26 protein-coding genes and 1 riboswitch are annotated in these 24,211 nt (G+C 39.3%); of the genes, 15 read left to right on the forward strand and 11 right to left on the reverse strand.

The genetic code is table 11. The annotated features are described in order from the left end of the window. The first annotated feature begins 42 nt into the window (after positions 1–42). From ACQK2H_RS07045 to ACQK2H_RS07065, 5 genes are all read left to right on the forward strand, one after another. Positions 43–429 carry a DUF1801 domain-containing protein gene (locus tag ACQK2H_RS07045; protein WP_425390751.1) on the forward strand — a complete coding sequence of 129 codons (387 nt, stop codon included), beginning with the start codon at positions 43–45 and terminating at the stop codon, positions 427–429. 125 nt (positions 430–554) lie between these two features. Then, complete coding sequence (locus ACQK2H_RS07050; RefSeq protein WP_425390752.1) at positions 555–2,198, forward strand: alpha/beta fold hydrolase; 1,644 nt, start codon at positions 555–557, stop codon at positions 2,196–2,198. Between the two features lie 111 nt (positions 2,199–2,309). After that, positions 2,310–3,098 carry a SprB repeat-containing protein gene (locus ACQK2H_RS07055; protein ID WP_425390753.1) on the forward strand — a complete coding sequence of 263 codons (789 nt, stop codon included), beginning with the start codon at positions 2,310–2,312 and terminating at the stop codon, positions 3,096–3,098. Between the two features lie 25 nt (positions 3,099–3,123). Then, positions 3,124–3,681, forward strand: a complete 558-nt coding sequence (locus ACQK2H_RS07060) for a YceI family protein (protein WP_425390754.1) — start codon at positions 3,124–3,126, stop codon at positions 3,679–3,681. Continuing rightward, complete coding sequence (locus ACQK2H_RS07065; protein ID WP_425390755.1) at positions 3,681–4,541, forward strand: DUF5777 family beta-barrel protein; 861 nt, start codon at positions 3,681–3,683, stop codon at positions 4,539–4,541. The genes ACQK2H_RS07060 and ACQK2H_RS07065 overlap by 1 nt, the downstream gene beginning before the upstream one ends. A 101-nt stretch (positions 4,542–4,642) precedes the next feature. On the opposite strand, the gene ACQK2H_RS07070 is transcribed toward ACQK2H_RS07065, so the two are convergent. Next, positions 4,643–6,532 carry a CocE/NonD family hydrolase gene (locus ACQK2H_RS07070; protein ID WP_425390756.1) on the reverse strand — a complete coding sequence of 630 codons (1,890 nt, stop codon included), beginning with the start codon at positions 6,530–6,532 and terminating at the stop codon, positions 4,643–4,645. A 116-nt stretch (positions 6,533–6,648) separates the two neighbouring features. Here ACQK2H_RS07070 and ACQK2H_RS07075 point away from each other — a divergent pair, with 116 nt between their 5' ends. The 3 genes from ACQK2H_RS07075 (at position 6,649) to ACQK2H_RS07085 (ending at position 8,261) form a co-directional block, all read left to right on the forward strand. Beyond that, entirely contained in the window at positions 6,649–7,170 is a 522-nt protein-coding gene (locus ACQK2H_RS07075; RefSeq protein WP_425390757.1) for a hypothetical protein, read from the forward strand. Positions 7,171–7,175: 5 nt separating this feature from the next. Beyond that, positions 7,176–7,532, forward strand: coding sequence for a DUF2200 domain-containing protein (locus tag ACQK2H_RS07080; protein WP_425390758.1), 357 nt, complete (start codon positions 7,176–7,178; stop codon positions 7,530–7,532). A gap of 72 nt (positions 7,533–7,604) precedes the next feature. Further along, complete coding sequence (locus ACQK2H_RS07085; RefSeq protein ID WP_425390759.1) at positions 7,605–8,261, forward strand: DUF4386 domain-containing protein; 657 nt, start codon at positions 7,605–7,607, stop codon at positions 8,259–8,261. A gap of 1 nt (position 8,262) precedes the next feature. Here the strand turns inward: ACQK2H_RS07085 and ACQK2H_RS07090 are convergent, their stop codons facing one another. Continuing rightward, the gene (locus tag ACQK2H_RS07090; protein WP_425390760.1) at positions 8,263–9,027 is read right to left on the reverse strand and encodes a hypothetical protein; all 765 of its coding nucleotides are present in this window, start codon (positions 9,025–9,027) and stop codon (positions 8,263–8,265) included. Positions 9,028–9,163: 136 nt separating this feature from the next. Here ACQK2H_RS07090 and ACQK2H_RS07095 point away from each other — a divergent pair, with 136 nt between their 5' ends. The 7 genes from ACQK2H_RS07095 (at position 9,164) to ACQK2H_RS07125 (ending at position 15,017) form a co-directional block, all read left to right on the forward strand. Next, positions 9,164–9,505: a PadR family transcriptional regulator gene (locus ACQK2H_RS07095; protein WP_425390761.1), complete on the forward strand. Its 342-nt coding sequence runs from the start codon at positions 9,164–9,166 to the stop codon at positions 9,503–9,505. Further along, positions 9,502–12,087, forward strand: a complete 2,586-nt coding sequence (locus ACQK2H_RS07100; protein WP_425390762.1) for an ABC transporter permease — start codon at positions 9,502–9,504, stop codon at positions 12,085–12,087. Before ACQK2H_RS07095 ends, ACQK2H_RS07100 begins: the two co-directional genes overlap by 4 nt. Positions 12,088–12,127: 40 nt before the next feature. Then, positions 12,128–12,340, forward strand: a complete 213-nt coding sequence (locus ACQK2H_RS07105; RefSeq protein ID WP_425390763.1) for a DUF5678 domain-containing protein — start codon at positions 12,128–12,130, stop codon at positions 12,338–12,340. A gap of 9 nt (positions 12,341–12,349) precedes the next feature. Beyond that, complete coding sequence (locus tag ACQK2H_RS07110; RefSeq protein WP_425390764.1) at positions 12,350–12,814, forward strand: hypothetical protein; 465 nt, start codon at positions 12,350–12,352, stop codon at positions 12,812–12,814. A gap of 87 nt (positions 12,815–12,901) precedes the next feature. Next, positions 12,902–13,013: riboswitch (SAM riboswitch) on the forward strand. Positions 13,014–13,152: 139 nt separating this feature from the next. Next, positions 13,153–13,467, forward strand: coding sequence for an ArsR/SmtB family transcription factor (locus tag ACQK2H_RS07115; RefSeq protein WP_425390765.1), 315 nt, complete (start codon positions 13,153–13,155; stop codon positions 13,465–13,467). A gap of 180 nt (positions 13,468–13,647) precedes the next feature. Beyond that, a complete protein-coding gene (locus tag ACQK2H_RS07120) occupies positions 13,648–14,130 on the forward strand; it encodes an SRPBCC family protein (RefSeq protein WP_425390766.1) in 483 nt (160 codons plus the stop codon). Between the two features lie 137 nt (positions 14,131–14,267). Then, the gene (locus tag ACQK2H_RS07125; protein ID WP_425390767.1) at positions 14,268–15,017 is read left to right on the forward strand and encodes a DUF2971 domain-containing protein; all 750 of its coding nucleotides are present in this window, start codon (positions 14,268–14,270) and stop codon (positions 15,015–15,017) included. A gap of 116 nt (positions 15,018–15,133) precedes the next feature. On the opposite strand, the gene ACQK2H_RS07130 is transcribed toward ACQK2H_RS07125, so the two are convergent. The 9 genes from ACQK2H_RS07130 to ACQK2H_RS07170 form a co-directional block, all read right to left on the reverse strand. After that, positions 15,134–15,982 (reverse strand): EamA family transporter, encoded by an 849-nt coding sequence (locus ACQK2H_RS07130; protein WP_425390768.1) that lies wholly within the window; start codon positions 15,980–15,982, stop codon positions 15,134–15,136. 51 nt (positions 15,983–16,033) lie between these two features. Then, positions 16,034–16,465 carry a DUF1801 domain-containing protein gene (locus ACQK2H_RS07135; RefSeq protein ID WP_425390769.1) on the reverse strand — a complete coding sequence of 144 codons (432 nt, stop codon included), beginning with the start codon at positions 16,463–16,465 and terminating at the stop codon, positions 16,034–16,036. 2 nt (positions 16,466–16,467) lie between these two features. Beyond that, positions 16,468–16,851 carry a VOC family protein gene (locus tag ACQK2H_RS07140; protein ID WP_425390770.1) on the reverse strand — a complete coding sequence of 128 codons (384 nt, stop codon included), beginning with the start codon at positions 16,849–16,851 and terminating at the stop codon, positions 16,468–16,470. A 5-nt stretch (positions 16,852–16,856) separates the two neighbouring features. Further along, positions 16,857–18,128, reverse strand: coding sequence for an alpha/beta hydrolase (locus ACQK2H_RS07145; RefSeq protein WP_425390771.1), 1,272 nt, complete (start codon positions 18,126–18,128; stop codon positions 16,857–16,859). A 44-nt stretch (positions 18,129–18,172) separates the two neighbouring features. Next, the gene (locus ACQK2H_RS07150) at positions 18,173–18,829 is read right to left on the reverse strand and encodes a hypothetical protein (protein ID WP_425390772.1); all 657 of its coding nucleotides are present in this window, start codon (positions 18,827–18,829) and stop codon (positions 18,173–18,175) included. 6 nt (positions 18,830–18,835) lie between these two features. Continuing rightward, positions 18,836–19,339: an RNA polymerase sigma factor gene (locus ACQK2H_RS07155; protein WP_425390773.1), complete on the reverse strand. Its 504-nt coding sequence runs from the start codon at positions 19,337–19,339 to the stop codon at positions 18,836–18,838. A gap of 472 nt (positions 19,340–19,811) precedes the next feature. After that, on the reverse strand, positions 19,812–21,539 hold the full coding sequence (locus ACQK2H_RS07160; RefSeq protein WP_425390774.1) for a hypothetical protein: 1,728 nt from the start codon (positions 21,537–21,539) through the stop codon (positions 19,812–19,814). Continuing rightward, positions 21,536–22,279: an AAA family ATPase gene (locus ACQK2H_RS07165; protein WP_425390775.1), complete on the reverse strand. Its 744-nt coding sequence runs from the start codon at positions 22,277–22,279 to the stop codon at positions 21,536–21,538. The genes ACQK2H_RS07160 and ACQK2H_RS07165 overlap by 4 nt, the downstream gene beginning before the upstream one ends. Continuing rightward, a complete protein-coding gene (locus ACQK2H_RS07170) occupies positions 22,251–24,152 on the reverse strand; it encodes an integrase catalytic domain-containing protein (RefSeq protein ID WP_425390776.1) in 1,902 nt (633 codons plus the stop codon). Before ACQK2H_RS07170 ends, ACQK2H_RS07165 begins: the two co-directional genes overlap by 29 nt. Positions 24,153–24,211: the final 59 nt, after the last annotated feature.

Genomic DNA, 24,211 nt, shown 5'->3' on the forward strand with positions numbered 1-24,211 from the left:
CAAATGAAGATTGCTTTCTTAATGGTTAGAGCATTTTGAACAATGGAAATTAGCGTATTCAATAAGGCTCAGTCTTCAGAAGATCAGGAAATCTGTCATCTGCTTATGACGACCATTAATAAGCATCTGCCTGAAGCAGAAAGCAAAATCTGGCATGGACATCCGGTTTGGTTTTTAGATAGAAATCCCACGGTTGGTTACAGCAAATTGAAGGATTGCATCCGATTGATGTTTTGGAGTGGAGCAGATTTTGATGAGCATGATTTAATACCAGGTGCCGGAAAATTCAAAGATGCTTCCATTCGCTACACTTCAGTAGATCAAATCGATTTAGATGATCTGAAACGATGGCTGGAAAAGTCAAAAAAGATCCAGTGGGATTACAGAAATATTGTGAAGAAAAAAGGTCGATTGGATCGCATTAAATGATATTTCATGTGAACAAATTTTGATAGTCATCAATAATAAAATGTAAGTGTCCGTTTTTTTTCTATGTGATTGCTAAAAAGAGTGATAGCTGATAGCTATGTTTATTCATAGATTATTACCTCCCCATGAAGCCGATCACCCAGTATACGAAAAGTGGAAGCATCAATATAGCTTATCAGGTTTTTGGTTCAGGATCCAAAGATTTGGTTTATATACCCGGATGGGTATCCAATATTGACTTAATGTGGGCGTGCCCGGAATTAGTCAACTTCTTACTGGAACTGGGAAAAATGGCACGTGTGATTCTCTTCGACAAGAGAGGAACCGGGCTGTCCGATCGATTGGTTGAGTTTTCCACGCTAGAAGAGCGAATGGATGATATACGGGCTGTCATGGATGCGGTTGGATCAGAAAAAGCAGTTTTATTCGGCCACTCTGAAGGTGGTTCAGCATCGGCATTATTTGCAGCCACCTATCCTAACCGAACTCTGGGTATGATTTCTTTTGGGATTTTTGCTAAGCGTAGGTACAGCAAAGATTATCCATGGGCTCCAACTGATGAAGAACGACAAGTGGTGTATGACATGATTGAAAATAGCTGGGGAAGCGGTGATATGAATTTAGAATCCTTAGCACCATCCAAAGCAAAAGATAAACAATTCATGGAATGGTTATCTAATTATTTCAGGTCAGGGGCAAGCCCCAGTGCCGCTATGGTTTTAACTAAAATGAACACACAGGTCGATATCATTAATATCCTAGGTTCAATAAAAGTGCCTGCTTTGATCATGCAAAGAACACACGATATTGATGTTAAGGTTGAAGAAGGAAGATTTATTGCAGATCGAATAGAAAATTCAAAATTTGTTGAATTAGAGGGGCAAGATCACCTTTTTTGGGTGGGCAATACCAGGGAGGTGCTAAATGAAATTGAAGGATTTTTGAATGATATTGAGCCTGAGCAAAAGCACGATGAAAGACTTTTTACAATTGTAGCAGGCAAACTTAAAGGTGGTAATGATGAAAGTTCGAATGTGAAAGAATTGATTGAAGAGATTATCAAAAAAGGGAAAGGCAAGAACACCCGGTTCGATGGTCTGTCATTTATTTCGACGTTCGATGGTCCCAGTAAGGCGGTCAATTGTGGAATGGATTTAATCAATTTCATGAAGAGCTTGTCAATAGATCTAGCTATCGCAATTGACATGAAAGAGGGTGCATTTAGTGGAAGCAATTTGATCAACCTCAGTAATAAAGAATTTGTTGACGCACTTCTCAAAGAAGCCAAGTTTAATCAAATTTTGGTCTCCCAGGCCGTTAAGTATTTGCTTTCCGGTGCTGATGTTTCTTTTTCTGAATATGGAAACCTATCGATTCCGGGGATGATAGATAACACAGCATTGTATTTTGTGTCTAATCCTGATGAAATTCAAACGCCCGTTTTGAGAGATGATGAATTTTTGGATGGTATTATCGATATTATTGAAAAGAATCATAATATAGAGGAGTTTAGCGTTGACATGCTATGTAAGGAAGTCGGGATTAGTGAGCGCCAGTTGCAACGAAAGTTAAAAGCCATTACAAACAAGTCACCCATTCAGCTCATCTCAAGTGTACGGCTTCATCAGGCAAAGGAGCTGCTACAACATACTAGTAAAAGCATCTCCGAAATTGCCTACATGACAGGCTTTAATAACCCATCTTATTTTGCAAAAAGCTTTAAGAAAGAGTTTGGAATCAGTCCTTCTTCGATCAATTCCACTAAATAATGTCGGATTAGTGTTAGTATGACGGTTTTGTTCTAGCTCTTGGCGGATTTGTTCTCGCTACAGCTGCTACTCAATTCTAGTTTTGTATGATCAAAATTGATTATAGGAACTATGAGCAGCACCATTCAAAAACTGGTTTTAATTGTTTTATTATCATCTATCATTTCGTGTACGTCTGACCAAATAGGACCAAAGGTTGATTGCACTATTGATCCAGTTCAAGTGGAGATAAATGCAGTAGCTGATGCTACGTGTGGGTCTTCTGATGGATCATTCAGCTTAAATGTATCGGGAGGGTCTAACCCTTATACATTTTCTACAGAATTTGAGACGAATGCTAATGGAAACTTTACTCAATTGGCAGCTGGAAGTTACCTGGTTGTAGTAACAGATTCCACTGGTTGTTCATCTGAAATTGAAGTTTCGATCAAAAATGAAGAAGGCGTAAACCTTGATGATGTTCGTGTTTCGAATACATCATGCGGTACCTCTAAGGGAAGTATCGAGGTAGAAGCATCAGGAGGGATAGAGCCTTACTCTTATTCAATTAATGGAGGAGCTTCACAGTCAAGCAGTATATTCTCTGACTTGAGTAACGGATCATACAATGTAGCAGTAATGGATGCCACAGGATGTGAGACTTCTGAATCTGTAAATATTTTAACAGGAGTAAGCTACGAAAACTCAATCAAAGCAATCATTGAGACTAACTGTGCCATTTCCGGGTGCCACAATGGGAGTGTATCTCCTGACCTTCGAACATTTAGTACCATTCAATCCAGTGCAAGCAGAATTAAGGCAAGAACTGGAAATGGGTCCATGCCAAGAGGTAGAACCCTTACCCAAACACAAATCGATCTCATCGCTTGCTGGGTAGACGATGGAGCACTAGATAATTAATAAATCCACTTTAAACACATTAATAATGACTTATTTACACACGTTCACTATAGTTGCTGCATTGCTGATATCAACAAAGGTCGCAGTTGCACAAAATGTATTGATCGACAAAAAGGGCGTAGCTCATTTCTTTTCAGAAGCCCCATTGGAAGACATTGAAGCCACCAATGAAAAAGCAATAGGAGCGATTGATCTCGATAAAGGAACTGTGGCAGTATCCATGTTTATTAAGAATTTTCATTTTGAAAAAAGCTTAATGGAGGAGCATTTTAATGAAAACTACCTGGAGTCGGAAAAGTATCCTAAAGCCACTTTTAAGGGTAAAATTGTTGACTTCTCATCTTATGATTTCTCCAAGCCAGGAGTCATTACAGCAAAAGCTAATGGGGAACTCGAAATTCATGGAGTGAAAAGACCAATTGTGAGTGACGTAACGTTCGAGATCTCAGAAAATACAATTGGAGCAAATACTTTTTTTAAAGTAGCCTTAGAGGATCATAAAATCAAAATACCCAAGCTGGTGATTAAGAATATTGCCGAAGTTGTGGATGTAGATGTGTCATTCAATTTCATCAAAAAGTAATGAAGTATTTAATATTAGTACTCATACTTGTTTCAAGTAGTGCATTTGCACAGGATGATTTGCTCTCCTTAGTAGAAGACGAGCAATCAGAAGAAGCAACGATTGTTGAGGCTACTTTTAAAGGAACACGAGTTATCAACGGCCATTCGATAGAGACAAGGAAGAAAGGAGTTATGGACTTTATCATTTCTCATCGATTTGGAACCATTGATGGAGGTAGTTATGAGCTTTTTGGGTTAGACAATGCAACGGTGAGATTTGGGTTAGAGTATGCACTTTCTGATAGACTCTACATTGGATTAGGTAGGAGTTCCTTTGAAAAGACTTATGATGGATTTGTAAAGTTCAGGTTGCTAAGACAAATGAATGGATCTACAAATACACCAATATCCATCACCTGGTTTAGTTCTATGTCGGTTAAAACGCTACGAAATCCGGAATTGGATTTAGGGTTTACTGATAAACTTGCGAATACTCATCAGTTACTTATCGCCAGAAAACTAAGTTCAAGCGTTTCCATGCAAGTTATGCCAACCTGGGTTCATAAAAATTTGATTGCCGAGGATGACATCAATAATGATGCATTTGGATTGGGGATTGGAGGAAGAGTTAAGCTTTCACAAAGAGTAGCGTTAGTAGCAGAGTACTATTATATGACTCAAAAAATAAATAATTCTGCTTTTAACCCAATTGCCGTAGGAGTTGATATTGAAACAGGTGGTCACGTATTTCAATTGCAGTTTACCAATGCTACTGCTATGGTTCCTAAAGGATTTTTGACAGAAACAAATAACGATTTTTTTGACGGTGAAATCCATTTTGGATTCAACATTTCACGCACATTTCAGATCAAAGAATAATGATAGTAGCTATGGTTTAAACATGACTAAGGTGGTACATCCGATCCCCGGATGTGATTAGGGTAGCCGTATTTGGTTACCCTTTTTTTAAACGTATCAAATTACCGATTCTCAATCCTCACCTTACCTACAATCGGCAGCTTAATCTGAGAAGGATATTCTGCTGAATGATGTATAGTGTTGTGAGCTACAACACCTTCCGTTTCATCATAGTTATTTCCTCCGGTATTCAGGTTTCGCATGAATCGTGGAAAGTTACTGCTGGCTACCTCGATTCGTATCCGATGACCTTTCTTAAAGTAATTACTTGTCGATAGTGGTGTAAGATCGATCTTGTAAACTTCTCCCTCTTCCATAAAAACTTCCTTATCGTAACCCTCACGATACCGTGCCCGCTGGATGGTTTCATCCAGATTGTAAGCAGTTCCATCCGGGTGTACGTCAATCAGTTTAATGGTGAAATCTGTGTCTTTCACATCAGATGAAACATACAAGGACATTTCTATGAATCCCGAAACTTCAATACCTTCTGCCAACGGATCAGAAGTGTACACAAGAATATCGTTTCGTGTTTCCATTTCTCGCTGATCCCGAGCTCCGGCCTCAATCGCGTTACCAGTGCAGCAGACATTTCCGCCATATGAGAATACTGGATTGTGTGGGTCGTAGGTGTAGTTGTCTTGACTGGGTTTTTTCGGAGGACTGAGAGAAAGCCTACCGTCTCCAAACAGACTGTTTGCGTTTCCATCGCTATCCAAAAAGAAGGAAGTCATGGTAGCTTCTTTCGGAGGCCAGGTATTGGAGGTCTTCCACTCATTCTTTCCCATCAGGTAATACTGCACACGCGGTAGGTCTTCCAGAAAATCACTTTTGCCATCCTCCTTGAGCCAGTGATCAAACCAGCCATAGATCATTTCATCATAATTATTACGCGCATCACCTACGCTCATCTCACCAACCATGGTATTTTCTGTAGCTCTGAAATAACCACAATGTAGTGTAGGTGCAATCACCAAATATTGATTGTCAGCCACCTCCTTATCCGGATGGTTTCGCATATGATTAAAAAGTGCCAGATTTGGACTTACGGACACATCATACCACGAGACAAACCAAAAACTTGGCTTGTTGATTTCCATATCATCATGGTAAAGTCCACCCTCAAACCAGGCAGGATCATTTGGCTTCCTTCGAATCATTTTATCAAAAATCTCACGCTTTCCACCCATGTTTACCAGCATATCCTGAACAGGCAGATGTGACATGGCTGCCATCATATCTTCTATTTTAGGATTTTCAGGAGCCAGATCGTAAAACCGTGAGATTCTGATTAAGTCTTCTTGGGTTGCTCCTGCAGGAATGCGTGGTTTGAACTTATCATGCTCCACGCTGTATAACCAGGAGGCGAACAACATTTGAAAGGCACCACCCCGATACCAGTTACCCTGCTCGTAGTACCCATTTACTGTTCCAACACCTGCCCCATAACCCATAGGAACCATAGCTGCATGTGAAGGGTGATCCAATGCAGCAACGGCCATCTGCCATTCCGCAGTTGATGAACAGCCAAGCGTTCCGATCTTTCCGTTGCTCCATTCTTGCTCTGACATCCAGGAGAATGCATCATAGCCATCCGTCAGAGGAACCCCAAGAATATCCCATTCCCCTTCCGAGTAATACCTTCCTCTTTCGTTTTGAACCACATACGCAAATCCTTTTTCTACGGCATTTAAGGCTCGTTCATACGTTCGAGTGCGTTCTTCACCATCTCCCCAGCTATTGAAATTGTAGGGCGTTCTGGAAAAAATGATGGGTACTTTTTCATCCGTCTTAGGCCGATAAATATCTGTGGCCAGACGCACACCATCTCTCATTGGCATCATGATCTTTTGATCGATGATGGCAATTTCTTCGAGTTTTTCCCGAGCGGATTGCCCGAAAGAAACGGCTGTGAATAGGACAGAAAAAAGGAGTAAGGATATCTTTTTCATGTGTTAGGAAGGTTAGACCGATTAAGTTAATGATTTCTGAAGAAGTCACGGAAACAATGCGAAGATTGCCTCATGGATTTTTGGTAAATTGATTATCGAAACAACCAACCTTCACGATGAAAAAGACCATCCTCCTTTTACTAATAATTTTCATTTTACCCTCGATAAGCCATGCTCAGGATAAGTATCTGGACAAGGTTCAAACGCTCGATTCAACAATCGAGACACTATATCAGGTTATTTCGGGAGAGGCGGGAGAAAAGAGAAACTGGGAATTATTCAAATACCTCTTTACCAAAGATGCTCAGCTGATTCCTTCCGGACCAAATCAAGAGGGAAAGATTAACTATCGGGTCATGAGCCCTGATCAATATATTGAGACATCAGGAGCATGGCTGGAGGAAAATGGTTTTTTTGAGAAAGAAATTCACAGGATTACAGAATCCTTCGGGTCTCTCACACATATTTTCAGTACGTATGAATCATATCGCAGTGAATCAGATGGAAAACCTTTTACACGAGGGATCAATAGCATTCAGTTGATGAAGGATAGCAATCGATGGTGGATTGTAAATATTTATTGGACCGGGGAGCGCGCTGATAATCCGATTCCGAAAAAGTATTTACCTAAAAAATAGAAGTAATGGCAGAAGTAAAACATCGAATATATACCATGAGCTTTGCCGGGGTTTACCCTCACTACATCACCAAAGCAGAGAAAAAAGGACGAACGAAAGAGGATGTAGATACCATCATTGAATGGCTGACAGGTTATGATCAGAAAGGGTTAGAAGCTGTACTAGAAAACAAAACGAACTTTGAAGACTTCTTTGCTCAAGCACCAAAAATGAATCCCAATCGAAAATTAATCAAGGGGGTAGTGTGCGGTATTCGGGTTGAAGAAATTGAGGAGCCACTCATGCAGGAAGTTCGCTACCTGGACAAGCTTATTGACGAACTGGCGAGAGGCAAGAAGATGGAGAGTATTCTGAGAGAGTAAGATTTATTTAAAATCTAGGTGCAACATTTCATACTTATCATTCATCAACAATGAAATAAATTTACGTTTTTCATGCATACACTCAATCAACGAAAGAATGCTGTAACCTGGCTCAGAATCATTTATCCACTTTGGGCCATATTGGGAATGTTTAGTTTGTTGTATGTCCCTTCAGAACTGATCGATTTAAGCAATTCGGTACTTACTGCGAATAATATTAGTGAAAACGAATGGCTGTTTCGGCTCGGGATTGCAGGCAGCCTGTTAACGCAATTATTTGTAATCGCAGCAGTATGGTTTCTATACAAGTTGTTCTATACTGACTATAAAGAGGCGACCATCCTGATGGCTATTTTCGCTTTAGTAGGTATTCCCATCGATATGCTAAGTACCGCCAACGAGCTATTGGTTCTTGAAGTGCTGGACCAACCAGATCAGGTGCTTTATTTAATTCAACAAAGTAGAAAAGGAACAGCTATAGCTACGATTTTTTGGGGCTTATGGCTCTTACCTATCGGTTACATGATCATTAAATCCCCACTTTTTCCAAGACTGGTTGGGTGGCTGGTGATTCTTGCGGGAGCAGCCTATACCATCATGGCGTTTGCCCACTTTCTTGGTATCAAAGGAACATTTATTACTGCCTTGGACTACCTCACTTTTGGTGAGCTAATCTGGATGCTTTGGGTAATGATCATGGGAGCGAGGTGGAAGGCTGTTGAAGCTTAGTTCAATATCCTCGCTCATACAAATACTGTTTTTCAGGTTTAGTTGCTTTCCTGAAATCAAAATGAAGCTTTTTTTCATCTAGTGGCAAAGTGATTCGGTGATAGTCTTTTAACACACCAAATTTTTTGAAGAAAACCTTGCCATAGTAGCTTTCATTGGGGTATATCACTTCCCGGTCAAATAGCTCTTTGGGAAGGTAGTGCAACTCGGTTCTTGCTGATGCGCTGCTTTGCGCAGCTACATCCATCATCACATCAGTAGCTAAAAGTGCTACAGAGGTAATCGCTTCACGTGTTTGTGATTTCTTCTCATCATTCTCAGTCCAATACGTCTTATTGTTATCTTCCTCGTCTTTGATTGCATCATACGTCGTGATTGCAGCTCCTACAAGGAAAAGCAAGAAGGCTGCCGCCTCAGCATTATCCCTTTTTGCTTTGAAAAAAGCATTCACCTGCTCGGGTGTCATAGCAGAAGTTACTTCCTGGAAGGATTTGGATGTTTCAGCTTCTCTGTAGGGGAGGTGATGCGCATACTTTTGAACCTCGCCCATGTTGATGAATAGAGGCTGATTGCTTTTATTTTCAATCTCCAATCCAAAAACGTAGTGATCACCTTTTACCTCCAGGTTGGTGAGGGCTACTGTAAATGAATCAAGCTCTATGAATGCTTCGCGATTATCCTTTTCAATGCTGTAATCATACGGCACTAAACGGTCAGGAAGGCAGCTGATAAATATGAGGGGTAGGAATATTATGGTGAGTCTCATACTTACTGCAAAACAATTATGTTGCCAAACCGGATTTTAGTATTTCCTGGAAGCATTTCCAGCTATGATAATTTGTTAATTATACAAAAGTGTATATAATGCATTATATTTACTTTTGTATAACAAAAAAAATCACATGAGCAAAGGCGAGCATCTTGGTGAATTAGAAGAGATCATTTTAATGATTACCGCGTCATTGATCGATGATGCATATGCAGTCTCTGTAATGGATGAATTAAAAGCATCAACAGGAAGGAGTATAAATGTGAGCGCTGTGCATTCCGTAATGAAACGCCTTGAAAAGAAAGGATTTCTTCAATCGCATGTGGGCGGATCAACAAATGAGCGTGGAGGTCGAAGTAGGCGTATTTATTCAATTACTGCTGCAGGGAAGAAAACACTTCAGGAATCGATGAACCTGAGGGTAAACCTGTATCAAAGAATACCTGGATTCACACTAAATAATGCAGGGTCATGAAAAAACCTCCGAAGTGGATTAGTCGATTTTTAGAATGGTATTGTGATCCTGATTTACTGGATGAAATAGCCGGTGACGCTCTTGAACTATACCATCGTCGGTCTACGGAGAGAAGTAAGTGGTATGCAGACGTGTTTTTCTTTCGTGATATTTTGGGGTACCTCCGTTTGACAAATATCAAAAAACCGAAAAAGTTTATGAACCCACTCAAAAACCTTATTCTGTTCCGCAGTTTCATGAAAATTGGGCTCAGGAACATTACCAGACACTACATCATCAATTCAATCAGTATTCTGGGACTTGCTCTGGCGCTTGGCATAGGTATTACCTCTCTGATCTTTTACGATGTGCAGGTTAATATGGACGAGTTCCATAGCAAAGGGAATCGAATTTATCAAATAACGCAGGTAAGGGAAGGAGCAAAAATTGAAGGCAATACGCCTGCACTTCTTGGCTCTTCAGTACTGGCTGACTTAGCCATAGTAGAGCGCATGACTCGCATTGAGCGACGAGGCGCATATGTTAAGTACAGAAATGACACATTCGAAGAGCGTGTCGCATTCGTTGATCCTGATTTTTTGCGAATCTTTGATTTTCCGATGATATCGGGTAATGAGTTTGGGCTGGCTCAAAAAAGCGCGATCGTTATCAGCTATGAAATGGCAAAAAAATACTTTGCGAATGAGGACCCGATAGGTAAGGAGATGCAGATGATGTTCAGCGAAACTCATCAAGCGAATTTTGTGGTAACAGGGGTTATGGATAAATATTCTGATTATGCGAGTTTCTATTTTGACTTCTATATACCTTTTGAAAATCTAGCCAGTTTTCAAAATGAAGTTGACTGGGGGACTCTGACACATGCAACGTTTGTGCTGGCCAAACCAAATACCAATCCTTCAGAGTTGAAAGAGGGTTTGAGTCAATACCTTACTCCAATCAATAAAAACAGCAAGGAAAAATCAATCACTGATTTTAAACTCTATCCGCTTTTTGAGATTTCAGAGAATTGCCGTGAAATAGCGGGTTCAGTTTCGTTTACAGCTCCTGCCTTCACACGTATTTCTCTTGCCGTTATTGCCTTGATGTTGATTGCGCTTGCTGTATTCAATTTCATCAATATCTCGATTGCTTCGTATGCTAAGAGACTAAGAGAAATTGCCGTTAGAAAAGTTATTGGAAGCAATCGGAAGCAGATCATTTTTCAGTTTTTTACAGAGAGTTTCTTGTTGTGTTTATTCAGTTTTATGTTGGGTATTTACTTGAGTCTGGCGGTATTTACACCAGGGCTTAACTATTTAATACCGTTGCGAATTCCATCCGGTTTTAGCTCCTTACCCTTTATGGCTATATCATTAAGTTGCTTGTTTGCAGGAATTGTTGCCATAGTAGGTATCTATCCTTCTACCTATATATCTCGTTTTTCATCGAGCCACATACTAAAAGGTATCACTAAGTTTAAACGCAATAGTTTTTTCTCACGTCTGATGTTAGCCGGTCAGTTCATTCTGGCATTTATTACGATTGTTGGATGTTTTGTTTTTACCTCTCATACGCTGGCACTTTTTGAGAAAGATTGGGGGTATGAAGCCAAAGATGTATTGATGGTACGCACAGTGCGTCTTTCGCAAATGGAATTGATGAGGAATGCAATGATGGAAGATGCTCAGGTCAAAACGCTTGCAATCTCGATGAATAGTCATGTAGGTGCACATAACCCCACTGCCTCCTTTCAATATGACAATAAAGCGTACGAATCAGTCAGCTACTTTGTCGATGAAAACTACCATAAAGTGCTGGGTCTTAATCTTAAGCAGGGGAGGTGGTTTGATGGAACGCAGGTTGACTTTGATCAATCAGTTATTGTAAATGAGGCCATGGTTCAGGAAATGAACTGGATTGATCCACTCAATATGGAAGTCGAATATCAAGGGAAAAAGCGTAAAATCATTGGTGTCGTAGAAGATTTTCACTATCGTAGTTTTCATAGTCCAATCAGGCCGGTTTTGTTTTTTGGCCTCCATGAAGACACCCCATCTAGCCTGTACTATTTAAGTATCAAAAGCGCATCCAACGATTTACATGGGTTGCAGCTAAAAACACAACTTCTATGGGACGAAATAGCACCTGATGAACCTTACACTGGCATGCTGCAGGAAGATGCTTTTGAGGCGTTTTATGAGGAAACGGAAGCCTCCACCGTCATTTTACTTATTATCAGTTCAATTGCCATCATCCTTGCTTGCCTTGGGTTGTTCGGGATGTTTTCGTTCACCATTCAGCGAAGGTTGAAAGAGTTTAGTATCCGAAAGGTTCTGGGTGCATCTCCACTTTCCATCGTCCATCAGGTAAGTAAAACATACGTCATCATCATATTGATCGCTTTATTCGTGGGGGCACCCATCGGTTATCTTATGATTAATAAATTACTGTCGATTATGTATCCGGAACGTATGGAAACAGGGTTATCACCTTTTCTTTTGGCTATTGCAATTACAGTGGGCACAGTCACTATTACGATTCTGGGGCAAGTTCTACGGGCAGTGAAAGTAAATCCCACCGAAAATCTACGGGGGGATTAATGGTGGCCAAGTTCCTTTCAATTTGGTAACTTGAGGCCTTATGGGCGAGCTCCTCAATAAACAACACAAGTTTTATCAGCACAATGAACAAGAATTGATAGAACAATACAAAGGCCAGTTCATAGTCATACACGATGAAAAAGTGATTGATTCATTTGGCTCTGAGCGTGATGCTTACATCTACGCTGTACAGCATTTTCCAATGGGGACTTTCTTAATACGGAAAGTGGTGGCTAAATCTTCACCTGCTTAACACTCATACATGCTGAGTATTTCCAATACCATATCGATAGAAAAGCCACTTTCAGATGTATTTTCATTCGTTAGTGATCAGCGCAATAATCCTAAGTGGAATTATTACATCATGAGTGTTGAGAAAATCAATGCTGAGGAGGGTATTGGAGCTGAATTTCTGCAAATCCGTAAAAATGATAAACAAAAGTTCAATGTTATCGGATTCAAAGAAAATGATCGTATAATCATCCAATCCCTACCAGGTCAATGGCCTTCCATAAGACGTGAGTTGAGGTTTGATGGAGATGAAATGCAAACTACCATTCACGATCAAATCAATTTCAAAATTCCGCTACCAAATTTCCTTTCTTCACTAATCCTCAAAGGTCCTCGAAATGGAGTTAGGCAGAACCTGGAAAAGCTGAAAATACTTTTGGAAACCGGGCATGTTGTATTGCAAGATGGGAGAGCGGTTGATTTGAAATCAGCGTAGATTAGCCAGCCATTAATTTGATGTGATGCTTTTGGTTTTCGTTCCCCATGATGGAACCATTTCTGATTTAGAAGCGTACATTTACTAAGATTATCAGGAAAGGTGGAGGGACTGGGCCCGATGCAGCCTTGGCAACCCGATCGCCAGCGTGCGATGACTGGTGCTAATTCCCAGCCTGCAGCGACAGGACAGATAATTTACAGATGCCATCTTTAAGATGGTTTTTTTATGTCCTTACTTTTTCATTCACATTTCACAATACTGCTCTAAGGTTTATTGATAAAATATTGCGCAAGTAAATACTTGCATATATATTTGCAAGTACTTACTTGCGTATTATGGAGCAGCGTAGAGATATTTTTCAAGCCATTGTAGATCCGACTCGTCGTGAGATCTTATCTGCTCTGATAGAAAAGCCGAAGAACCTCAATGCGCTTGCAGAGCAGTTTTCAATTTCTCGTCAGGGGGTGTCATTGCATGTAAAAGTGCTTGAGGAGTGCGACATGATCTCCATATCAAAGGAGGGAAGGGAACGGTATTGTCACATCAAGCCCGAAAAACTATTGGAGATCATTGAGTGGCTGGAGCCATTCAAACAGCTCTGGCGAGAACGATTTGATCAGCTAGATGACCTATTAAAAAACATCAAATGAATATAGACTTAACTGACAAAAACTGTCATTTCGACGGAGGAGAAATCTTTAAAAATTGATAGCAAGATTAAAATGAGATGGGGAACCGCCCTCGCATTAGCTATTTATTTCATCGTCCGAAAAAGACAGGTTTGAAGAATTGAAAAAATTAGAATATAAGACAGAATAAACACTACGAAAATGAACAAAACGACTTTCACCGAAGACCTGGAAAATAACCGGTTGATTGCTGTGCGCACCTTTGATGCACCAGTAGAAAAAGTATGGAAAGCCTGGAGCGATCCCGATATCTTATGCCAGTGGTGGGCACCAAAACCTTACATCTGCAAAATCGACAAGATGGATTTTAAAGTAGGCGGCCACTGGATTTACAAAATGGTAGGACCCGAGGGGGACGAACATCGGGGAAGAATGGATTATCTCGAAATAGATCAGCATAAGAAACTGGAAGCGGAAGACTATTTTGTGGATGAAGAAGGAAACGCATCACTTGACATCCCACCCATGCAAATGTTCGTGAAATTCGAAACAGATGGATCATCTACAACAGTGACTACCATCACGACCTTTGCTTCTGCAGAAGCCTTTAAGCAGATGGCAGAAATGGGCATGGCCGAAGGCTGGGAACTGGCGTGTAATCAGTTGGAGGAGCTATTGGTCTAGAACTTCGCATTTAGTAATCGTAAAAAGAATACCATCTTCATTGATGGTTTTTTTATACCCAAATTTCTAATTGGGATATCTTCTACAGTTATTTCTTAAGTTTAAGCATCTCTTCATTTAGGTTTAATGGAACAGTAGTGGACTCATCAGATTTTTTAGGAGCAAAATATTTATATCGATTTCGTGGTAATAAGACTTATTTTATTGATGAGTTAAGGAATGCAGCTTTATACTTCCCAAGTAAATCTCAATTGAATGATCCTTTCGATTGTTATACAAAGATTTTGAGATTTGATAATAGTTCAGAAATAATTCGTAAAAAAGCTTTTGCAGAGATAAGAAAGAGGATGCCGAACCAAACACGTCAACAAATTAGAAGTATACTCAGAGATATGTCTTCAAATGAATTGATTCAAACTGTTAAAGATCGATTTGAGACTTTAATGCAAAACTCTGGAATTGGATCCTTTTCAATTACACCTGCAAACCTTATGCTATGGTCTCACTATGCAAACTGGCATCAATGTGTGTGCCTTGGCTTTAACATTGAAAACGATGAGGATTTTTTTAATCAACGTGAGGTGGTTAGGTATGTCGATGAAATTAGTCAATTTGATTATTCAGGAAGTTCAAGAGATTTTGTACGAGTTGCTACCACAAAATCTAATATGTGGAGGGATGAACGAGAAGTTAGGATTCTAAAGCCAAAATACGGAAGCCATTCATTTAAGAAAAAAGCGCTGATTAGAGTCATATTTGGTTTAAAATGTGAAGATAGTACCATTAGAGAGTGTATGAAGATTTGTAAAAATGAGTATGATGACTTAAAACTTTATGTATGCGAGCCTTCTGAAAATGAATTCGGAATTGACTTATATTCACTCTAGGGTAATGCCCTATTAATAGAGCATATCTTACGGAATCCCCTCAATTCTCCATTCTCAACCTTCTCGCCCACCAAACTCTCTAAACCCCAGAATTAAAGCATCAAATCCTGAAAATTTTAAGCTTTATCCTTTGAGATTAAAACGCCACAAACAATAGAAACCACGGCCATAATTTCAATCATTTTGGGTATTTGTTTAAGAACCAAAACACCGATGGTTACAGCTGTCGCAGGAAGCAATGCAACAAACAATGAATAAGTTGCTCTGGATAATTTAGCCATTGCCAGTTGATCAAGGACATAAGGAATTACCGAGGATGAGAGACCTACGCCTATCCCCGCGAGCAGGAGCCAGGAATCCGTAAACGCTGGTAGTGCTCCATAAAATCCTAAAGGAGTAATGACGATGGTAGCTATGAGCATGGCGGCACCCAGGAGATCGACAGGTCGGGTAGAGGTATCAATATCAGCTATCAGATGTGCGATGATTATGTAAACCACAAAACAAAAAGCATTAGCGAAAGCCCATATAAAACCTTCAGGTTCGCCTTCAATTCTCACATCCGTCAAAAGCCACACACCCGTTACTGTAAGAGCGAGTGCTGCCAGATTTCGGAGGGTCTTTGTTCCTATCATCACAAGTAGCACAGGCCCGAGAAACTCAATGCCTGCAACCGTACCGAGTGGCAGAATGCTAATGGCATAGTAAAAAGAGTAGTTCATCAAAGCGAACGTGACTCCCAGGGCAAGAATTAGATAACGCGCCCGTGGAGTGGATTTTTTAAATGCGGCCCATGGTTTTCTCCATAAAAGAAATACAAGCCCTGCTGATGCAATTCTGAGCCATGCGACTCCATCTACAGATACCTTAGCAAATAACAGCACAGCAAAGGATGGCCCCAGGTAATGAAATATGGCTGATGCTACAAAATAGAAATGAGGGGGAACACGATTATACCAGCGCATATCTTACCAATGACTTATCCGGAGACTTGCTAAAACAAGCACATAGGATAGTTATTTAATTTTTGAGATGGTAGCACCCACAACCGACGGATCCTTTTTCATTCTGTCTCTGGAATAGTTAATGGCCGACAGAATCAAGGACTCAATCTCAGGTTTACGATAGTCATCGGGACTTTTGATCGGAATGTGTCTGATCAACTTCCCAGTACCCTGCAACAGTTTATTAGGATCTGGTAGCATGGTGCCCTGATGAAATCCAAGATTCAGGTGGCTCGTGTAAATTGGGATCATGCAGAATGCATCGGAAAGCTTATCAGAGAGCGAAAAGACCGAAGTAAGTGCATGCGTATGATATAAGATCTCATTGCATGTAGGAGCCAATTCAAAAATGTAGCTGCGAAGATCTACAAACAGCTCCACCAGCTCTGTCTCTTTTAATTCAAGATGGAAAAGAAAGTCGGGATGTATCGGTCGGTCTTCCATAATCAGGCTGCATTGGTGTCAGATTGCATGGCACATACCAGGTTACCCTCTGTATCCAGAAATTTAGCGATCCAGCCCACATGAGGAATAGCTGTTTTTGGCATCACTACCTTCCCGCCGCTTTGTTCCACTTTGGCGATGATCTCATCTACATTTTCTACGCCAATGGTGCATTCAAAACCTAAGACATGATCCTCTACCGGTGAGTAGGTCCGTGATTGTAGCGCACCTATCAGTTCACCATTTTCTGAATCTTCATCGGTGATTTGGGCAAAGTCTGAGGGTCCGTATGCACGGAACCCCCAGTTAAAAACCTTTTCATAAAATCCCTTTGCCCTTTCAAGGTCTTCGGTATGTATAGCGAAATGGATAAGCCTGTTTTTCATATTCGTTATTTTAAAGCTGTAAGAAATTCAGTGACTGCAGTCCAGTATTCCTCTGCACCTTCCTGCCCGATCCATAGTACCCGTGAACCATGAAAGCCGTTTGATTCCGGGATGAAATGTATTTGATTCTTTTGTCTCTCTACCCATTCAAATGATTTCATAAGTGAAGCCGATTCCGTTTTTGATGAGGTGACAAAGTACGGTTTATCTACCTTGCCAAAGGTGTTAGCTAACGTGACCGCCTGATCTCCAAAGTAGTCACCAGGGCTGAATGCCAGCGCAGCTTTCACTTTCTTGTTTTCGGCCAGCTCAAATAAAGCGAGACTTGAAGAGTATGAGCTTCCCCACACGATCACTTTCTGCTTATACCTTTTGGCCAGGTAATCAACGGCAGCTTTCAGATCCTGACGGGCATCCAGCATGGTTGGTTCCTGTCCCAGTTCCATGGCATTGCCTGCAGTCTCATTTTGTTGTCCTGCAAAGGCTCCACCTGAGCGCTGGTCTATTGCCAGGCAATTGTACCCCATGTCATTGAGACGAGGAGCAATGTCTGCGTATTCCACTTTGTTGTAACCAGCCTGATGGCACAATAGAATTACAGGTGCTTTTTTATCAATCTCGTACAGATTCCCACTGATTGTAACTCCGTCATTGGCTGTGATGGTTACCGAAGTTGGTTGGTATTTTTCTACTACCTCATTAGTGCCCGGTTGTTGCACACTGGCTTGCATTTGCCTGCGCTGCTCCATCTCCATTTTGATCAGGTTTTCAATGAGCTCCACACGTATGATCTTTCCCTCTGAGTCAAAGTGAACGGCGGATGTCCGTTCTCCTAACCCCTGAAACTCATACTTGATAGTGGCTGTGTTTTCAGCAGCTTCGACAAACTCAAGACTGATGAAAGGCAGCTTTGTGATAATATTATTCAATATAGGTCCGGTATTTTCGGCCGGCATAGGATCAAATTTCAACCCACTGCTCAGATGAGGTTCAATGTATTTAGCATCCTTACTTTCGAAACTTCGCTTAAGAGCTTCGACTTGCTTATTGTAATCTTGCGCAGACAGAGAGCATGCACCAAGGATTAGAAAGCATGTCACGGCAGCCCGTACATTTGCTTTCTTTCTTTTCCACTTTGTAAACAACCACATGTACATCCCTAAATTGAATAGTAGCACTTCGTAATACCAGGAGTATTTTTCGGGGATAACAACGAAGGCTGAAATCATGATAAATATTCCAACGTAGCAGGTGATTTTTAGCAATTGATTTTTCATAACAAAAGTCATTTTACTCATAAGTTGAATTCACTCCTTCATAATTACACTTTTTCAGAATTTTCTTCCAGTGACTCTAAATAATCTTCCAGTCGACTTACGTAGCGGCCAAATTTCAAATGCTGGGCATAGCGCTGGAAATAGTAGCTGAATAGTCCGATAGCCACGGGCAGCACGAATAGCACAAGAGATCGTACATCCCAGCCTATTGTTTGGTTTTTGAATGCATAGGTGTAATAGATCCAGGTAATGAACACTGGCGACATCAATGCATCAGAATAGATGTTGAAGTTCATGGCCTTGCGCATGGAGCGGGTAAAGTGGCTGAGGCCTTGCTTCAGGTTGGATGTGCTTTCGTTTAACTGTTTGATATGCTTGTATGCCCGGTGATTGACAGCAATCATAGCACCTAGTGCCAGGGTAATGATGATGTAAAAGCCAAACGATTCGCTATGACTAAGAAAGTTGGATAGCAGGTTGAAGTCAGGTGCGAAATACATAGCTGCTATCATCCCCAGCCCGATCAGCATGGTGACTGTACCGATGATGAATTTGAAATGCATGGATCGTTTGATGCCTGCGATTTCTGATTTCGACTTCTGATGAATGGTTTCACCGATTGTAGAAGGTTCCACAAAATCTTTTTTGATGACATTGTCATTGAATAATTGCCAGGTAGCTTGTAATTCCAATAATTCCATGTCTTTTTAACTGTTTAGTTTTTTTGATAATTTCTTTTTGATTCGATTCATTTTGACTCGCACATAATTGGTTGTAATTCCAACTATCTGCCCGATCTCTTCATTGGCATGTCCCTCCAGATGAAGTAGCACGATGGCTTTATCAAGCTTATCCAGTTGTCCAATGGCCTGGTACATGGCACTGAATTGCTCGTTTTCCATTTCGGCTTGTTGTTGGTTGTTTTCCTGATCATCAAGCTCATATGATTCGAACATGAGTAGCTTTCGCTTCTTGACTTTTCTAAAATCCTGAATAGCGATATTTAGCGCCACACGATACATCCATGAGGAGAATTGTGCATCACCACGATAGGAAGGGTACGACTTCCATAACTGAATCAGAATTTCTTGAAACAGATCCTTGCGATGCTCCTCATCATCACAATAGAGCCGACAAACCTTGTGAATGATACCTTGTGATTGGGTAATACGTTCAAGAAAAGCTTTTTCTTGTGCTTGCTTACTATTCAAATTTGAAGGTTTTTATTCATAGGTTGAAATAACCATTCAATAATTACAGTTTATATAAATAATTTAATGAGTATTTCAGTATACACCTTTAAGTGTGCATCCTTAATTTGCCAACTGCTCTCTGAATAAATGAACTGCTCCCTCTAGTCCTCGTTTGTAACGAGGATTCATAAATCATAATTACTACTGCTTAAAGTTATTCCCGCAGGGAATCTTTGATCCCAAAACGAATTACCTTTCTAAAAAAACTCCCCCAACTAGCGCAAGCGTCCACTTGTGCCTGCAAATTTCCTTAATTCTCAATTCCCCATTCTCAATTCTCACTTCTGTATGGGTCCAATTGAACGACCTTCTAACTCCCAATATTAAGCAATTAAAATGCCTGTTTTCTCACATTTATCACCCATTGAAATATCCTCTTATTTCTCTTAAAAAGAAGAAGCTTGATTGCACAATCAAGAGTTTGAGTTTTTTAAATGATAGGGAGGGTATCTGGCTCAGTTTTCAGCCGATGATGGATAGTCTTTATTTCTATTTCTCTTGAAATTTTATAATAATATGGAAGCTGACTCAAGTCTTGTCTCGATAAGTCATCTTTGATATATAGAAAGTCAAGATTTGGAGAAATTTGCTGATCAAGCCACTTGTCATAAATTGATTCAATCTCTCTCGGGTTAAGACCTATCAAAGTCCCACTTTCTACATGTTGACTAAATATTGGTGATCCTTTTGGAATGTGGATTTTGTAATCCAGGTAGGCTTTCACGGGGCATAGCTTGGAGTTCTTCATGGCTTTAAATAGAATTTCCTGCTCTCCATTAAAGTCCTTTATTAGTATGCATCCTGAATCAAGAACTTTCACTTGTGATTTTAAGATTGATCCTATTAGATATTTATCAATTGGATTTTTTGTAAGACTAAGAGCCCATGTTAGGATGCATTTGTCTCTCAAATCATCTATAGTTTCTAATGGGTAGGTCAGAATTGATCTGTGAATACTTTTTGTAATGGATTGTTTCAACTCTAGAAATGCACTGTTTATAGTAGAGATCACATTCTTTGGGATCTCCAAGCCAAACCGGCGATAAACACTTTCTATTAGGTAGATGTGAAAACAGTAATTCTCAATTGAAGAATGAGATTCATCAAGACATTGATCTAAATATAGAACAAGATCTTTTTCAGAAAGTGGTAGCGAGGATAGGTTCTTGATCCGGCAAAACTGAAAGAATCTCTTTGCATAGTCGATCGTCTTTTTTTTAGTCTCATCATCCTTAGTGGATATGAAAAACCTGTAATCATTACTTCTTACTATGTTGAAAGCATAGTTCGTATAGTAAGTAATATCAATCCTATCAGAATCTTTGAATATGCTTAATGCGTTATCAATTCCTTCCTTCAGCTTAAGGAGTGCTTTACTTCTACATTCCTTTGATTGGTATTTTTTGAATAATCTATCATCTTCCACTGTAGAATAATGATGAAGGTTTCCTACTGACGTGTAGATACTATCGATCTTATCCCAAATCTCTAAGTTTATAATTATTGGTGATGCATTAATCCAAAATAGATGATTCAAATAGCAAATAACTATTTCAATATTTATACTAGGGATTTTAGAGAACAGTCTGTGACTTTTGTCTTGTATCCTAGACTCAATTAGTAATTGAGTGGAATTGATTTTTAATTTGTTTTGAAAGTCGGTAATACCAAAGATTCTAAGCTCTTGTGGGTTGGGTCCAACTAGCCCTAAACATCTAAGCTCATAAAAAGCAAATAGCTCCAAAAGCAATTCCTTATCTTCTGATTTCATACCTTCATATAGGATCTTGTAAACTCCTTCCAGGTTTAAGGAATAATGTCCTATTCCATCGATTAGTCCTAAATCGTCATTACCGATTGTATATATCCTTTTAAAGTCAAAGACTTTTTGTTTAGAGTCCTTCGAAAAATTCATTAATTGGATATTCCAACTTTGGAATAGCCCTAAATACATCTCAAACTGTAGATCGTAATCACAATCATTGACTCGATCAATTATTGAAACTCTGGGTTTGAGATTTCTTAGTCTTAGTGATTTGTTCCAAATCTGGTATGACTTTTTTTTCTCAAGCCAATTGGGAATCAAACCAAATGGCTCATCGGATAGAGCCACTGGTTCATTCCTTATTGGACACTCAATTGCGAAAATTTCTTTCATGGATTAAAAACACCATTTTTGAAATCAGTAATCATATTTTGCAATACCCTGAAATCTTTCATGAGATTGTTCTTGAAGAACCTGCTGATTAGTTTTTTATCCGTGATATCCCTTGAGAGGCAGATAATTTCAACATCTTTCAAAGAAGGCTTTTTCAAAAATTGAATCCTGTGACCAACTCTAGAAAAGATTTCATTAATACCTCTCTTTTCTTCTTTTTGCCACTTTCGCATGTCATTTAGAATAGAAGGGGGGCCTGCTAGTACCATTCCTATTCTGGGGCTGATGTTATCCCATAATTGTCTTAATATTGGAATAAATCGTGCTGTGAAGTTTCCAAACTCATCTATGACAATCAAGTCAATATCTGTATCATCAACAATGTCATAAGAAACTCGATCTATTAAATAGTCTAGATAGGCATTCTTTAAAAGAAGATCCAAATCCATCTCTTTTTCAGAAGTGATTTGGTGTATCAACCTACCGAAAAAAGCTTTAGGTCTTTCTTTTTCACCTATTCTGAAATATCTAATATTTGGATGCTTTTCGGCATAATGCTTTATGGAAGATGTTTTCCCAAACCCATTATTACCAATTAGCATATACAATGCCTTATGTTGTCTGGAATAATTTAAGCAACTCGTAGCTTTCTTATAATTAGCAGTTGGTTGAATGGGAAAATTGTTGAGCATATCTTCTTCCTGGAGAAGATCATGCGTAGCTTGATAGGTCTGACTCATATTCTTGGGTGTCTACTTCGTTTTCAGTGTCTATTTCATCTTGATTTAGTATATGCTCCTCTAGAAATCGCTCATATTCACTATTTTCAAATTCCTTATCATCACAGAAATACGTTCTAAAGAGAGGGTCTGTATTTTCAATATCTTCTAATTCTTTTTGTGATTCTTTCAGAATTTTAGAGTTGTGATCTCTAAGCCCTTTATTATGTTTGATTTTTTGAAATTTGCGAGGATCTTCCTCATCAAAGAAAGGTTTGGCTGTAGCTTTTTCTATGAATTGATCACCATTAAAGAGGAACACATAGTCGGGAATAGAAGCATGATAATAGCAGTCTATTTTTCGACCGTTGTACTTATTGATATTTTCATAATTGCTCAACTCATATTCACGACTATTGAATTCAATCCTCGAGCGACGGATTGTTTTGCTTTCTTTTTTCCAACATAGTCTGGCTATCATCTCTTCCGAAATAATCTTTGCGTCAGCGATTTTACCCTGATTGAATTTTTGTTCTGGAGAGATTTTTTTAGATATAGTTTTATTCCATTTAACGATTAATTTGCAGCATTGGTAAACTGTTTCGTTATATGTTCCTACCCTTTTTTTATTCTTATAAACCTTTCTTACTTCATCTTTTTTAAGACGATGATCATTTGATTTTGAACGAAAGCTAAGTCCTAGATAATTTTCATAGTTGCGGGCAATCTTTACGTTGAAATACTTAAAGAAACTTTCAACGGTCCCTTTAGCATTTGGGTAATCAGGCAAGTGCTTTCTCCAAAGTGTACCAAAAAGCCTGTTTGATTCATCTTGGAATTTTTTCCAGTCCCCAGAATTTTTAAGTCCATTATCAACGAGCACCACAGCAGGTATGTACTTGTGTTTGGCCATCATCATCCAGAATGCATTTAGTATCATTTCAGTATTTTCTGATTCAGCCAAACTAAAGCCAATGATCATAGATGAGTAGACATCAATAATGACATAAAGAGTTAGGAATCGTAGTTTCTTCTTAGAAGGATCATAAAATGGAATCTGGAATCGACTGCCATCTGCCTCAGCAACTTGAAATTTGTACTCAGGCTTTTTCCTTCTTATATATGGCTCTATATCTCTTTTGTAGATGTCATAACCGTATCGGTCTTCTTTAGTAATATTCTCAATATTCGAATCAATTATTCTTTTCAGTGTCGAATAGGAAATTTTCTCACCTGGTCGACATGTGCTATTCATTCTTGATAATATCTCTGTCTTGAGGGAACTCTTCCTCATAAGATCAATAGCCTTTAACTTATGCCATCGGTTAATTTTTTTTCGTGATTTGTTTTCAGTCCCAATTAATCCGTGTTGAATTTCAAGGACCATATTCTTACATTCTAGAAGCCTTGTGAAGAACTTTCTGAATGAATCTAGGTCAGAGTAGAATTCAATACCAAGTTGTTTGAGTGTTGTGAATAGATTCTTTTTCCCGCCTCTTTTACACTTGAGATCCTCAATGTAGATTTTAGCGCAGGTTTTGAAAACCGAATGCTTCTGTCCATAATATTCCGGCCTTGAAGTATGCTGATATAAGTGTTTGAATTCATGACTCCCATTTTTATAAGCATCAGCAATTTCAAGTATGCAAACTCCAGGAATTTTAAAATCTTCTTTTTTGATTGGTTTGACTTCAGCAGTCAACTGAATCGTTTTTCTGACATTAATTGGAATGCTTTCTAAGTCTATTAGAAAATCTCCGAATTCGTTAGTGCCTATACATTTCCAATTGGTGGAATTTTTGTCCAGATAATCAGAAATCCCTTGGGTAAGGATAGATTCTTCTACGCCTGAATTGATCAGGTCTTGCTGTGAAATAGTTGTTAATGCATTCATGATTTTTTTAAGTAAATGATTTAAAAAGAAATCACTAATCAAAAAAATGCATTAAAAAT

Source organism: Ekhidna sp. (genome assembly GCF_965228795.1).
Lineage (GTDB): Bacteria > Bacteroidota > Bacteroidia > Cytophagales > Cyclobacteriaceae > Ekhidna.

What these genes read in the sequence shown, in the direction of transcription:
- ACQK2H_RS07045 (WP_425390751.1), top strand. Translation starts at nt 43, where the DNA reads ATGGAAATTAGCGTATTCAATAAGGCTCAGTCTTCAGAAGATCAGGAA.
- ACQK2H_RS07050 (WP_425390752.1), top strand. Translation starts at nt 555, where the DNA reads ATGAAGCCGATCACCCAGTATACGAAAAGTGGAAGCATCAATATAGCT.
- ACQK2H_RS07055 (WP_425390753.1), top strand. Translation starts at nt 2,310, where the DNA reads ATGAGCAGCACCATTCAAAAACTGGTTTTAATTGTTTTATTATCATCT.
- ACQK2H_RS07060 (WP_425390754.1), top strand. Translation starts at nt 3,124, where the DNA reads ATGACTTATTTACACACGTTCACTATAGTTGCTGCATTGCTGATATCA.
- ACQK2H_RS07065 (WP_425390755.1), top strand. Translation starts at nt 3,681, where the DNA reads ATGAAGTATTTAATATTAGTACTCATACTTGTTTCAAGTAGTGCATTT.
- ACQK2H_RS07070 (WP_425390756.1), bottom strand. Translation starts at nt 6,532, where the DNA reads ATGAAAAAGATATCCTTACTCCTTTTTTCTGTCCTATTCACAGCCGTT.
- ACQK2H_RS07075 (WP_425390757.1), top strand. Translation starts at nt 6,649, where the DNA reads ATGAAAAAGACCATCCTCCTTTTACTAATAATTTTCATTTTACCCTCG.
- ACQK2H_RS07080 (WP_425390758.1), top strand. Translation starts at nt 7,176, where the DNA reads ATGGCAGAAGTAAAACATCGAATATATACCATGAGCTTTGCCGGGGTT.
- ACQK2H_RS07085 (WP_425390759.1), top strand. Translation starts at nt 7,605, where the DNA reads ATGCATACACTCAATCAACGAAAGAATGCTGTAACCTGGCTCAGAATC.
- ACQK2H_RS07090 (WP_425390760.1), bottom strand. Translation starts at nt 9,027, where the DNA reads ATGAGACTCACCATAATATTCCTACCCCTCATATTTATCAGCTGCCTT.
- ACQK2H_RS07095 (WP_425390761.1), top strand. Translation starts at nt 9,164, where the DNA reads ATGAGCAAAGGCGAGCATCTTGGTGAATTAGAAGAGATCATTTTAATG.
- ACQK2H_RS07100 (WP_425390762.1), top strand. Translation starts at nt 9,502, where the DNA reads ATGAAAAAACCTCCGAAGTGGATTAGTCGATTTTTAGAATGGTATTGT.
- ACQK2H_RS07105 (WP_425390763.1), top strand. Translation starts at nt 12,128, where the DNA reads ATGGGCGAGCTCCTCAATAAACAACACAAGTTTTATCAGCACAATGAA.
- ACQK2H_RS07110 (WP_425390764.1), top strand. Translation starts at nt 12,350, where the DNA reads ATGCTGAGTATTTCCAATACCATATCGATAGAAAAGCCACTTTCAGAT.
- ACQK2H_RS07115 (WP_425390765.1), top strand. Translation starts at nt 13,153, where the DNA reads ATGGAGCAGCGTAGAGATATTTTTCAAGCCATTGTAGATCCGACTCGT.
- ACQK2H_RS07120 (WP_425390766.1), top strand. Translation starts at nt 13,648, where the DNA reads ATGAACAAAACGACTTTCACCGAAGACCTGGAAAATAACCGGTTGATT.
- ACQK2H_RS07130 (WP_425390768.1), bottom strand. Translation starts at nt 15,982, where the DNA reads ATGCGCTGGTATAATCGTGTTCCCCCTCATTTCTATTTTGTAGCATCA.
- ACQK2H_RS07135 (WP_425390769.1), bottom strand. Translation starts at nt 16,465, where the DNA reads ATGGAAGACCGACCGATACATCCCGACTTTCTTTTCCATCTTGAATTA.
- ACQK2H_RS07140 (WP_425390770.1), bottom strand. Translation starts at nt 16,851, where the DNA reads ATGAAAAACAGGCTTATCCATTTCGCTATACATACCGAAGACCTTGAA.
- ACQK2H_RS07145 (WP_425390771.1), bottom strand. Translation starts at nt 18,128, where the DNA reads ATGAAAAATCAATTGCTAAAAATCACCTGCTACGTTGGAATATTTATC.
- ACQK2H_RS07150 (WP_425390772.1), bottom strand. Translation starts at nt 18,829, where the DNA reads ATGGAATTATTGGAATTACAAGCTACCTGGCAATTATTCAATGACAAT.
- ACQK2H_RS07160 (WP_425390774.1), bottom strand. Translation starts at nt 21,539, where the DNA reads ATGAAAGAAATTTTCGCAATTGAGTGTCCAATAAGGAATGAACCAGTG.
- ACQK2H_RS07165 (WP_425390775.1), bottom strand. Translation starts at nt 22,279, where the DNA reads ATGAGTCAGACCTATCAAGCTACGCATGATCTTCTCCAGGAAGAAGAT.
- ACQK2H_RS07170 (WP_425390776.1), bottom strand. Translation starts at nt 24,152, where the DNA reads ATGAATGCATTAACAACTATTTCACAGCAAGACCTGATCAATTCAGGC.